The following is a 12,555-nucleotide window of genomic DNA, read 5'->3' on the forward strand; positions in this document are numbered from 1 at the left end:
CTATAAAAAAACAACACTCCCTGAATGGTGGCTATAATGCCTAAGTTCAGGGAGTGTTGTTTAATTCGTATGTACAAACATCATATCAGCGTTGAACTATTATAATTTAATAGAGATATTTCTTAATTTAATAAATTCAAGAATCGTATATAATTCTTGAAATTTTTCATTATTCAATCTTCTCTCATTTGCCGTATGAATATGAAACGGGTCATACATCGTGATATTAGCAGGTGTTTCATCAGGATGATAATGAGCATGGAATTTCATAATCAACTCTTTTTGATCATCATACCAATCATACCAATCATACCAATCATACCAATCATACCAATCATACCAATATAACTCGATGAATCCCCCGTTTCGATCTATCTCCTCTACACAGTACATCTTCGATAAATCATTAAAGACAATTGTTTTCCGAATAGTTCTAGCACTGCTTGGAAGACCCTGGGCACCATCTCGAATCTCCATAATAATATCTGAAAAATCATTCTCAATAAAACGAAAATTACTTTTCGGTATCTTTAAAGCCAAGACGCTGCCTCCCCAAATGGTGTTTCCAAACTTGTGCATCGGTTTCTTCTTCAGGTGTTAAGTTCAATTTAGTTCCGAGTGTCCGTTCGAATTCCCCTTTGTATTTATCTTCATATAAGGCAATTTGCCCCGTGTGGTAATCCAGGTCACTGACTTCTACTGTGGAGGGGTGTTCTGCCTCTTCCTTTTTCCACATAGTCACAATCTCTTTAATCGTCGTTCTCTTACCTGATCCATACACATATGTAGTAACGTCTGGGATGAGATTATGTTTGTTGGACCCGGCTCTTTGAATCCCCATAAAACGGCCTTGATCAATCCAGTTGAAAATCGTCGTAATACTTACTCCAAAAAATACAGATAATTCTTTAGGAGTATAAGAACTTACAGCTTCAATAGAAGGAACACCACTGTCTCTAATTCCTGTCGGTACATCCACTGCTTGACTTAACGCATGTTTGAGAAGAGTAACATACTTTTCTCTAAAAATATCAGCATCTTCAAAGATAGATTCATCCAGGCTACGAACAAATTCAGCATTATTTTTGACTGCAAGTGCCAGCACTTTGAACAGTAAAATACTATTATCCGAATTACTCAAGCTCTGAACTAACTCAGAAGCAATCTCATCCGTGTTCTGACTAAACATATTCTTCTCAACTCTTGTGATTCCCATATCCATCTCACCTCACACTCCTAGTATAGGATAGTAAAGTTTAACTTTCAACATCATACTTAAATAAAGTTAAACATAACTTAAACTTTATAGACTAAACTTAAAGTATACTTAAACAGTATGCTACGAAGAGCTTGATTTATACATTCTCCAACCAACACATACTTATTATATAATGAAAGAGATTCATACCCCTCCTACGGAAGTGAGGCCTATTCATGGAAAGAGAACTGCTGGAACAAATCAACTTGTGGCATGAGCAGGACCAATTCAGTCTCATTATTGAACATATTGAACGGATCCCCGTCTCAGAGCGGGATTATGATCTGATTGGTCAACTCGCTAGAGCCTATAACAATGACGCACGTTACCGCGAAGCCGTTCAACATTTATTGTCTGTACATGAGCAAGGAGCAAACGATCCCCTCTGGCAATACCGCTTGGGGTACGCCTACTGTTATATCGCCAACTATGAACAAGCACTTTTGGCTTTTGAAAGAGCGGACGAACTCATGCCGCACGATGAATCTACCTTGGAATTCCTTCGTCAGGTTCGTCCCGAAGCGGATAAGATGCGTCGAGATCGCCAGCGTCATGAAGAGGAGCTTGCCGCATTCGAGCAGAGCGGTATACAGAACCATCTAAGAGCCGCATCAGGCTCCTACGCCCCCGCAACGTTCTGGGTACAGAGTGATTATGCGCAGGACAATCATGTATCAGAACCTTTTGATGAAGAAGAGATTTTGACTATTGAGAAAGAACTAGGTTTCAAACTGCCCGCTTCCTATATTCAACTGATGAATACGCAAAATGGCGGTATCCCCGCGCTCACTGTATTTCCCACCAAAGAAGCGACTTCCTGGGCTGAGGATCACATTGCTATTTCAAGCATTATGGGGATTGGACACGATAAAATATACGCACTCGGTGGTGAGCTGGGAAGCCGGTTCATGATCGAAGATTGGGGATACCCCGACCTGGGGATTGTGATCTGTGATTGTCCATCCGCTGGTCATGATGTTGTTATGCTGGATTATCGTTTCTGTGGTCCTGAAGGCGAACCCTGCGTCGTTCATGTGGATCAGGAAAATGATTATGAGATTACATATCTTGCGCCGAATTTTGAAGCTTTCATCCGTGGATTGGTCGATGAGGATACGTATGACCTGTCTGACGAAGAGAATGAGGACTAAACCCCAGGAGGGCCCGGCCATATGACAACCCGTATATATTTTGGTTCCAATCAACTTGGCGAAGTGGCCGCAGTTCCATTGCAGGATGCGCTGAATGAGCTTGACCTGGGAACCCTTGAAGATTATCGACGAACAGATAAAGGTGTTATGGGTCAGACACTGCTCATTCGCTCTTCCCGTGGAGAGTATATTCTGAAAGGCAATCCGTTATATTCAGGACAGTTACAGGAAGAAAAGTTCTTTGTAGAACAACTGGCAAAACATACGTCCATTCCTGTCCCTGATCCATATTTATTACATGAAGATACCCATCTGCTAGGCTGGAGTTATGCCATAATGCCGCTCCTGCCCGGGAATCACCTGTATGATCCAGCATTCCAGGCTTCACTGTCACAGCAAGATCAGGAAGAGATCGCCTGTATGTTTGCCCATACTTTGGCTGAACTGCACCGCTGGAAGGTGCCTGATGCCGGGGAATATGATCCTGTAGCGCAGCAGATTGTTTCCTTTGCAGGCAATTATCTGGACTGGTTGTACGGAACCATTCGTCACTGGTTACACGATGCTGAACAGTACTCGGTGATTACGGATGAAGATGTTCAGTGGGTGGACGAGCAATTCAAGAATGCTGAACCGGCATTTCGGTCCAAAGCTGTTCCGTGTTTTGTCATGGGAGACTTCAAGGTCGAGAATATTCTGATTCAGAAAATGGATGACCCTTCTTCAGGCTGGCAAATTAGCGGTCTGTTCGATTTTACAACCGCCTATTTCGGAGACGGCATAGCCGACCTAACCAAAATATCCACCAGGTATGTTCGTGAGGGGCAACCAGAACTGGCCGCACAGTTTCTTCGCTGCTACCGGGATCTGGTCTGTGCAGCAGATGAGGAGAAATGCCAACACTTCCGTACACGTCTCAGTATGCATCTGCTCTATCAACGTATCTTGTGGTGGGGGGAAGCCAAAGCGACAGGACAAGTGACGTGGGCAGCCGACCTGCCTTTTGCACAGTGGGCGCAGCAGTCCATCGATTCGATTGTCGCATTGCTGGATTAGTAGATTAGTTATTAGATTTGGACAGGTCGCTCAATGGATAGCGGCCCTCCAAACTAACGTATATATCGTTCCATATATGTCGCCCAATATCCGGGCACACGCATAAAACCGCCAAAGATCAAGGATGATCTCTGGCGGTTTTCGTCATACCACGATATATTTCGACCAGCAATGGAACCTCGCTCAACTAAGCTTGTGCGACGGGTGACTCCTGATGTTTCTGCAAAAACTCCAGCATCCGGCGATACACGAGAATCTCGTTGGTCTTTCTGGAGAAGCCGTGGCCCTCATCATCCAGAACGATGTATTCCACATCCAGTCCCTTCGACTGAAGCGCAGCCACGATCTGATCGGATTCGGCCTTCACGACCCTTGGATCATTAGCACCCTGAATGACCAGCATTGGGTTGACCATCTGATCGAGATACGTAATCGGTGAATCCTTCGTTAAACGTTCGCGGTCACGGACCGGATCACCCAGCCAGTTATCCATCATCGGTTTCCAGTCTTCCGGTACGGATTCCAGGAATGTGAACAAGTTGCTCGGCCCAAAAATATCAACCGCAGCCCTGAACAGCTCTGGATGGCGCCCTGCTAGTAGCAGGGTCATGTATCCACCGTAACTTCCACCCACCACAAATAACCGCTCCGGCGAGGTAATTCCTTGATCAAATAGCCAGTTGATTCCGGCAACACAGTCCAGCCTTGGGCCTTCGCCCCAATCCCGCTCAACCAATTTGACGAATTCCGCACCATATCCGGTACTGCCACGGAAGTTCGGTGCAAAGATATGATAGCCCTGAGCGAGCATCATCTGGAACATCGGCCGGAAAAACTTCGCTTCGGAAGATTGCGGCCCACCATGCGGCCAAAATACCGTGTAACCATTGGCCTGCTCTGGTTTTGCTTTGAACAAGAGAGCTTCGATCTCCAGTCCGTCATAGGAGTTATACCGAATGACGTCAGGGTACACGAGATCACTTGGGTCCAGTCCGGTTACCCGATTGGCAGTCAGCGGCTCCCAGGACTCAGCACCTGCCATTTTGCGATAAATGTTATGCGGTTGGGTCGCTCCACGTCCGAGGATATACACATTGCCAGCCTTCGTAACGTTCACCTGCTCTATCGTATCCAGCGGCAGATCTATGCGCCGAGGTTCATCGGCATTTTTGCCCAATACGTACATACGATTCTCCGGCCCTGTAAGTGTCCAGAAATATAAGGTTTCGGAAGCCTGATGCCAGCGGATGAACTCCACATCTTCCCCTTCGATTCTGCACAAGAAACGGAATTCACGGGTATCGATACGGTACTCAGCCACATAGGCGTATGCGGAGTCATCATTGGTAATGAACAGAAGACGATTATCATCTGCAAAAATCAGATCAGATACCTGACTATGACGTTCTGAAGCTGGCAGAATCACCATTTCTTCATTGTTACGATACAGATGCGCCGTCTGATACGTATTTGAGTACATTTTTAAAATAACATAACTCTTCTCGTCAGGACTTACAGCAACCAGGCTGCTCGTAACCTCTTCTCCACTGTATAACAGTTCATCTTCGCCTGTCTCCAGATCGATGCGGCGTGAATTCAGATAGTTCGGATTACCCGCGCTAGTGACATAATAGAGACGTTGTCCATCCTCGGACAACTCAGAGAAGTAACAGCGATCATTTGGTTCCGCCGGAACCACAGGCAGTGGGACACCACCCTCGGGTGGAAGTGCATACAGATGATAGTTCTCATCCCCATCCCGATCAAACGCGGTAAGAAGATGACGTCCTTGCGGGTCTGCTTTGATAAATTGACTGCTCTGATTCAAGTACGTTAAAGGATACGGGTATCCTCCAGGCAAATCCATCGCCCAAATATTCGGCTGACCGTTCAGATTGCTGTCCATGAACAAACGTTTCTCGTCTGCCGATACGGCAAAATGCGAAATACGGTACGTCTGAAAATATTGCTCGACATCCGGTTTAGGGAACTGAATCATGACAAACCTCCTTGGAATTGAACCAATGAATTTAACATTGGTAAATTAAGGTACCATTTGTCCATATTATAGGTAATGCCAATGTTTAGACAATAGATATGTAAGATTTAAATACCAACTCCCTCATAGCTTTGTATATCATTATCCATATTCATCCAGCATATGAGTGGTATCTCCCTCCCTCTCACGCATAATGATGCGGAGTAGTATTTGCCCATTTTCAGAGACTGCAGCATATACTTCTGTCCGGCCCATTCCAGCACATGTTCATGATTACGTATAGCCTGTACCGTATTCAGATTTCTCCACTGCCCACATAAAGATTGACCTGAAGCCTTGATCCAGGCCTCCTTGCTTGTGAGGACTTTCCACAGCAGGGAAGAAGATTCCTCCCCGGAACATATGGCTTCCAGCACATGATCCCGCTCCTCTTCCGTCAGGAAACGTTGGATGATGGCTTGCTCTCGCAGTAGTGGACGTACCCATTCCACATCCACGCCAAGCTCGTTGTTAGTGGATGTAACCGCCAGTACACATAGCCCATTCGTATGCGAAAGGCTGAATTGCGGACCTCCCACGAGATAAGGCTTTCCGGAAGTGCCGTATTCAAATCGAATATCCCTTGGCTGAAGCTGCATGTACTGTGCCAGTACTCTTCGCAAGAAAACCCTTGAAATCATCCAGCAATGAGCCTGTAGCCGTGAGGTGGTGCTGATTCTGGCCATACGTTCATGTTCTTCTAAAGTCATTGCATCGAAGTCCATGGCAGCCGCTGTCTGCAGTTGATCCTCCCTTATGGGCAAAGTCTGTGTCCAAATATGGACCTCCCGTTCCCCTGAAAATGGCGTGAACGTATCATTCCCTTGTTCCCTCATTGCCAGAAGGCTACTGATTGTTCCGGTTCTGGAATCCATAAGGCCCTCCTCCCTATGCTGGGTTGCGTACATGCTATCGTATAACAACCATCCGCAGACGAGCAGACGTTGCAATAGTTCTAAGACCACTCCTAACCTCTTCTTCTGTCAATTCAAGTGCATACGTGCCGAGCTGCATATAATCCAGTCCGATCACCTCATATTCCGAGACGTGCATGCATCGCTGTTTTAACGAATCCATGTCTGCATAATACTTGCTTAACCACTTCATCCGTGCATAGTTCAAGTTGGATAGGGACAGCGTTCCGTTCTGAATATGCTCACACATCTCCTCAACCCGGTTATATAAAGAAACGGGATCTGCTGAATACCCACAAGCGTTCGAAAAGGCAAATTCCTTACGATAATAGTGGTCCCATTCTGCACCCTTATGAAGCAGACCCAACTCCATACATTCCGCGTGGAAATCGGAAGTTTCACCTAGTAAAGCTTCAATGCCGATCATGCAAGCGATTTGCTCCTTCAATTGCATCCCATCTTCGGCACGGAACCCATACCTTACAAGCGGCAAGGACAATCCGCATTCAATCTCCCGATATTGCTTATTGGAGTCCTCGCCCAAATAGTCGAGTGTAACCTCTGGTAGGTAAGAAGCATTCAGCGGTTCCATCGCAGGGAATTGTTCCAGCATATCCGCAATGAACTCCGCTTCAACCGGACCGGCCACCGCTACTGCCATTTTCCCTGTGGCATAGCGAGTATTGTAGGCATGATTCAGCTCATCCGTTGTCATTCGGTACAGAATATCCGGTGTGCCTGCAACATCCATCGTGATGGGGTGATTGCTGCCATACATCATCTGAGTCAACTGCTGCAAAGCTCGCCAGGAGGGCTGGTCTGCATACATGGACAGCTCCTGATGAATGGCGGCCCGTTCCTGTTCCAGATGCATCGGGGTGAAATATGGAGCAGCTAGCATGCCCGTGAACAACTCCAGACTTCTTTTCAAATCGCCTGTGCAGGCCATTTGATAAGTCGTTACATCGTAACGTGTCAATGCAGATGTCGAAGCCCCCAGAGTATGGAATAGTGACTTGACGGGCCGTTGATCCGGATTGTAGAACATCATATGCTCAAGGAAATGTGCTCTGCCAGGCAGGGCTGCATCATGGATTGAGCCATAGGACACGGACCACGATATAAAAGTATGGTGGAACTGGGGTTCGGGGAAAATGTGGACCGACAGACCATTGGACAAGCGCCTGCGGACAGGTGCGATATTCACAATACTATTCATGAGTCACCTCCTGCACTGGTGCGGAATATTCACTCTCAGGATACAAAATCCAGGTGACAGCCTTTTTCATGCCAGAGGCTACCTCGGCCACTTGTTCCCCAGTAACGCAAGATATGGCTTCCAGGAATTGCGGAGTGGTCATCTGGACCCGGTTGAGCAACCGATCGATATGAAGGGAGACCACCTGCTCAGGCAGATCGTAACCCACTTGCACATAATGCATCACATTCTGAATGGCTCTATTCAGCTCCACTTCAAGAATGTCTCCACTGCATATCCTCTGCCATTCAGCGTCTATCTCTTCAAGTACCTCTGTCACATATCCACTGCTTGTTCCCGTTGTCACATGAAGCGTCCCCCGATAATCATCCAGCGTACTGTAGATCTGATACACCCATTGCTTTCGTTCACGAAGCTCAGATTGAAGCCTGGAAGCAGGCGTAGCGCCAAACAGGGAATGAAAAAGAAACAGGGCAGGATAGTCCGACGATCCATACGTCACCCCGGTAGTGAAAGCCACATTGATCTTGCATTGCTGAACATCCATCAGTTCAAGCATCATCTCGCCTTCCTCCCGGCGCTCAGTAGGCTGACCACACCCGATCACAGATGGAGTTACTCCCACCTCAGCCGTAACAAGCAATGGCACAAAGGTCTCCATGACCTGAGCTATCATCACATCGGATTGGAAATCACCGATCACATGAATGTGGAGCGGGCTGCAAAGCACCTCCCGGTACCATTGCTGCAGTTCACCATCACGCACACAATGTTGCAGTTGCTCGAAGTCGGCATCCCTGCTTCGTCCTGCATATCCAAGCCATTCCAGACTGCGCCCTCGTACCACCTTGTCCCAATCGGAAACATCATAGCCAGCCTGATGTTCTGCCCAAGCAAGTTCCTCCTGAATCTGTGCATCATCAAAATCAAATCCGCCCTCAAGGCTCGATCCAAACAGCATGTCTGCGAGCAGCTTCAGCGCATCCAGCGTCCGTGCCTCGGTCCCGGGCAGCAACCCTGCAGGGATACGCAACCGGATGGATGCAAGCTGGGTATCCCCCTTCTGTTCCAATTCGCATCTTAGCTCATCGGCATACATGGACCATAGTTGCTGCTGCAGCTTTCTTTTGCCGAGTGAATCCTGCCTGAAAAGCAGACGCACAATGACTGCAAACACCGATGATGGAATTCTTCCCTGTTCGTTAACGATACCCAGATGGAGATAACAGTTGGCGTATTGGGTTGTTGGCATCACATGGACCGATAGACGATTATACTGCTCCGTAATGAAAGACTGCATCCTTGCCTCCCCCCTTATCTGACGGTTAACCCATATTGTAGATCATGCCACTCGCGGTGTTCAGTCCAAGCTGACCGAATCCCTCCAGTGGCTTGGAGAACCAGTCCACCTGACTCTCAGCTTCCGCTGAATGAAGATTAGTCTCATCCTCTTTCCAGTGAATCACTTGCTGATGGTGACGGTCCCAGAATCTCCATAATGCAGGCTGCTTCAGCAGTTGATTGCGAAACGGCTCATATACACGTCCTGCTGACTCCTGAATATCCCCTTCTAATATGAAAGGCGGCAAGAAGACAATTTTGGAACGAAAATCTTCAGTCAATGTCATGAAATAGGGGCATACAGGCTTGCGTGTCTTGGCTAAAATACGAAAAATACCGCTCCTCGTCCGGATGCGTGAACTCAGGAAAGGAAGCTCCACTGCGCGATTATCCGCGTTGAACCCGGTCTGACCATCTACGAAAAGGTTGAATGAACCTCCCTTCCGCAAATGAGAATATAATCGTATGCCAATCATCTCATCCTCGGCATTCAGCAGATCAGCACCTGCAAACTGCCGTAGGGTGTTCCAGGACGACAGCTTCTGCTCCTGCTCTACGGTACCTTGTTCAGCCACCAGATAGAAGGGTAATCCAGACTTCATGTGGCCTGCGCGAATCTCCTGTCCGATGGTGATCATGTTATGCCTGACGAATCCATAATGCCAGGTCAACAAGGCACCACCTTCCTGCAACGTCGCTTGCAAATGCTCAAGCCCCTCGACTTCATCCCAATCCATAAAGGAGTACGGGCTTTTTTTGTGTTCGTCAACGGTCCGCAAAAAAGCCAGATAATCCATCCAGATCGACTCCGGTGACGATTCCGGTTGAAGAGGTGCAAGCTCCTTAACAATATTCATTAGCGCATAGAAGAATCCCAGTTGAATTCCGTCTGTCTTTTCCCTATACAACTCCTCCCTGACCTGTTCCTTATGTAACGTATATAATGTATGAAAATCCTCCATCCTTACACCTCCTGTATGCCCTGATTCATGGATACTCCCGCTCCCGACAGCATTCCTTCCCTGGTTGCGCTAGTTCTAGAAGACAATTCAAACCGCCGACGATTCCAGTCGATACCATCCATCATATAGACCAACATTCGAAGCGCCAGCTCATATTGTCCAGGAATGTGCCGATCCGATTGCACACCCTGTCCTTCAACCATATCCATCCCTTCATAAGATAACGGGACTTCCAGCGCTGCAATAACGCAGTCTCGAATATTCTGCCACGTCGGTCCTGCAGCAATGGGAAAATCAACAAACGGAAAGCTTCCCGGATCAAGGGAATCCAAGTCAAAAGTTAAATAAGCCGAGTCGACATTGTACTTCTGCCTTACCTCGTTCAGAACATCGCTCACCCTCTCGGGTGTCATATGCTCTGCGGATATCTGAATCAACCCCGGATGGCTGTACATCTGATCTGCTGAGCGAAGACCACGCAGGCCGATCTGTACAACAGCAGCAACCGTACCCTGATCTAGCAGATGTCTTACAAAATTGGAGTGACTGGGATGCTCCTGATGAATGGCATCGATACCGCAATCATGATGGGCATCGAACTGTACCAGCACCCTTCGACTGCCCGGAGCCTTTGCCATCATCTGAAGCACTGCATGCGTAATGGAATGGTCTCCTCCAATGCAGCACAATAGTGCCTGTTGATCCAGCGCATGATCCAGTGCGGCCGCAAGCCCCTTTTGATAAGGAACAGCTGTATCCGCCTCCGCTTCATTCATAAGACAAGTACCCCAATCTTGCATGGCTACGCTCTCAAGCAATCGTCTCCCACTTCCAATATCGTACAAGCTCGAATTCCCGGACTCTTGCAACGATGGATAGATGACCTTTTTCCACGATTCTACACGTAACGCATGCGCAAGTCCGGCAACGGAGGAGTTTAACATGCTTGTCCCACCAGAATGGGGGATACCCAAGATCCCCAGTTGAGGAGCCCGATGACCGATGAGAGGCTCATACAAAAAAAAAGGCGCTTCCGCAGGTTCCACCCCCGGCAAATCCGGGGGGCGTTGTGGCTCCAGCTCTTTCGCAGGTTCCAGCTCATAAAACTGGCTGAACGTTTCATCCGCAGCGATCCACGCATCTGCAATGCGACGTACCAGATAAGCAGGTTCTGATGTTGTCATGCAAAAACCTCCTGTACGTAGTTAGAGTCAAGTCTGTGTGGAATAGCTCTTATTCGGCAACGTCGCTTCACCTTCTGTACTGATGTCCTTATCCGCAGACGATTCCACATATTCCCGCTTCAGCATTCGCATGAAAGGCAGGAAGAACGACGACATGCCGACCACATTCATGCCAGCAATCACCGCATAGAAGTAAGTAACCTCATTGAAGGCCCGAGTCAATCCCCAGCCAAGGACGATAATAATCAGAAAATACACCGCATTCAGGAGTATGGCCTGATATCCGCGCCCGCTCTGTTCCATCGTCAGCAGGGTTGTCATCATGGGACCCATGCCAATATAGGAAAGAGCTACGATGGACAGATACCGTGCTGCTTCTGCTCGGGTTGCCGCGTCTTCGATTAGGAATGCGATAAGCGGATCTCGCCAGATCCAGACGGCAACGGCAATGATTACGTATAGAGCAAAGGATTGCAGCAGACCTTGGCGATAGCTTGCATAGGCCCTTGGCCGGTGTGGTGACTGCAAATTATGATTGATGATAATGCCGATGGCCGATCCAATCACGATACCCGGCAGGATCGCCATCGTCTGAATTCGATAACCAACGCCAAAGCCAGCAACCGCCCCTTCGCCAAAGTGACTGACAATTTTATTGAAAAAAAATGTGCTCAGAAAAATCATGCAGTACGAGATGAACACAGGAATACCGACATGCCTGAGGGCCATCAGATGTTTTTGTGCAAAAGCAATGCGTTCAAAGATCATTTCCCGACGAATGAACAGAATCAGCAGGGAGATGGCCAAGGACAAGACGGAAGTGATCAGGTTAGCATAGATGATGCCCTTCAGATCCAACCCGAAGACCGACACAAATGTATACACAAGAGCAATGTTTAGCATCGCCATCCCAACCGCGTTCCACGAAGCTGCCTGTGCCCGGCCCAGTCCTCGTAACGCCGCACTGGTCACCGCCGCCAGGACAGCCGGGATGCTCACTGCCATCATGCCCCCTACGTACAGCGTAAACATGGGCCCAATGTCGGCAGGCACACGGTAAAACCATGAGAGCACAGGGGTCAGTAGCATCACAATGCCCCCGGTCAGAATGGCAAGCAGCATTGCACTGCCCATCATGTGCACGAACAGCTGGGTAAATGCACGTGAGCCCCCGGCACGACTGCGCGCTACCGCGACCTGAACAGACAGTTGCATCGCTTCGATGATGGCAATCATGACGAATGAGACAGGAATATACAATGAGAGCACATATAATACACTTTGACTCGTATGACCCAAGAAGAATACATTGGCCAGTTGTGTAATGACGTTAACCAGAGAAGCGAGCAGCATCGGAACGGCCGTACGGAATAACAAACGATGGATCGAGCCGGCCGTATAATCGATCCCCTGCATGGGGTTCACCTCCACA

At 48.0% G+C, this 12,555-nt stretch carries 11 protein-coding genes; 2 read left to right on the forward strand and 9 right to left on the reverse strand.

Annotation, left to right across the window (positions count from 1 at the left end):
* Positions 1-99: 99 nt before the first annotated feature.
* Both D829_RS33795 and D829_RS0120935 read right to left on the reverse strand, forming a co-directional pair.
* Positions 100-540, reverse strand: coding sequence for a DUF6516 family protein (locus D829_RS33795; protein WP_017690885.1), 441 nt, complete (start codon positions 538-540; stop codon positions 100-102).
* Positions 515-1,222 (reverse strand): helix-turn-helix domain-containing protein, encoded by a 708-nt coding sequence (locus D829_RS0120935; protein WP_017690886.1) that lies wholly within the window; start codon positions 1,220-1,222, stop codon positions 515-517. Before D829_RS0120935 ends, D829_RS33795 begins: the two co-directional genes overlap by 26 nt.
* A gap of 212 nt (positions 1,223-1,434) precedes the next feature.
* On the opposite strand from D829_RS0120935, the gene D829_RS0120940 reads away from it, so the two are divergent.
* A complete protein-coding gene (locus D829_RS0120940) occupies positions 1,435-2,409 on the forward strand; it encodes an SMI1/KNR4 family protein (RefSeq protein ID WP_017690887.1) in 975 nt (324 codons plus the stop codon).
* Positions 2,410-2,430: 21 nt separating this feature from the next.
* Positions 2,431-3,465, forward strand: coding sequence for an aminoglycoside phosphotransferase family protein (locus D829_RS0120945; RefSeq protein WP_017690888.1), 1,035 nt, complete (start codon positions 2,431-2,433; stop codon positions 3,463-3,465).
* A gap of 187 nt (positions 3,466-3,652) precedes the next feature.
* Here D829_RS0120945 and D829_RS0120950 read toward each other — a convergent pair whose 3' ends face one another.
* The 7 genes from D829_RS0120950 to D829_RS0120980 form a co-directional block, all read right to left on the reverse strand.
* Positions 3,653-5,464, reverse strand: a complete 1,812-nt coding sequence (locus D829_RS0120950; protein ID WP_017690889.1) for a S9 family peptidase — start codon at positions 5,462-5,464, stop codon at positions 3,653-3,655.
* Between the two features lie 107 nt (positions 5,465-5,571).
* Positions 5,572-6,378 (reverse strand): 4'-phosphopantetheinyl transferase superfamily protein, encoded by an 807-nt coding sequence (locus tag D829_RS0120955; RefSeq protein WP_017690890.1) that lies wholly within the window; start codon positions 6,376-6,378, stop codon positions 5,572-5,574.
* Between the two features lie 34 nt (positions 6,379-6,412).
* Positions 6,413-7,636: a pitrilysin family protein gene (locus D829_RS0120960; RefSeq protein ID WP_017690891.1), complete on the reverse strand. Its 1,224-nt coding sequence runs from the start codon at positions 7,634-7,636 to the stop codon at positions 6,413-6,415.
* On the reverse strand, positions 7,629-8,936 hold the full coding sequence (locus tag D829_RS0120965; RefSeq protein ID WP_017690892.1) for an insulinase family protein: 1,308 nt from the start codon (positions 8,934-8,936) through the stop codon (positions 7,629-7,631). The genes D829_RS0120960 and D829_RS0120965 overlap by 8 nt, the downstream gene beginning before the upstream one ends.
* Before the next feature lie 25 nt (positions 8,937-8,961).
* Positions 8,962-9,939: a hypothetical protein gene (locus tag D829_RS0120970; RefSeq protein WP_017690893.1), complete on the reverse strand. Its 978-nt coding sequence runs from the start codon at positions 9,937-9,939 to the stop codon at positions 8,962-8,964.
* Positions 9,940-9,941: 2 nt separating this feature from the next.
* Positions 9,942-11,123, reverse strand: a complete 1,182-nt coding sequence (locus tag D829_RS0120975) for an arginase family protein (protein WP_017690894.1) — start codon at positions 11,121-11,123, stop codon at positions 9,942-9,944.
* Positions 11,124-11,150: 27 nt separating this feature from the next.
* Entirely contained in the window at positions 11,151-12,539 is a 1,389-nt protein-coding gene (locus D829_RS0120980) for an MATE family efflux transporter (protein WP_017690895.1), read from the reverse strand.
* Between the last annotated feature and the right edge of the window lie 16 nt (positions 12,540-12,555).

This window comes from Paenibacillus sp. PAMC 26794 (assembly GCF_000316035.1).
Taxonomy (GTDB): domain Bacteria; phylum Bacillota; class Bacilli; order Paenibacillales; family Paenibacillaceae; genus Paenibacillus.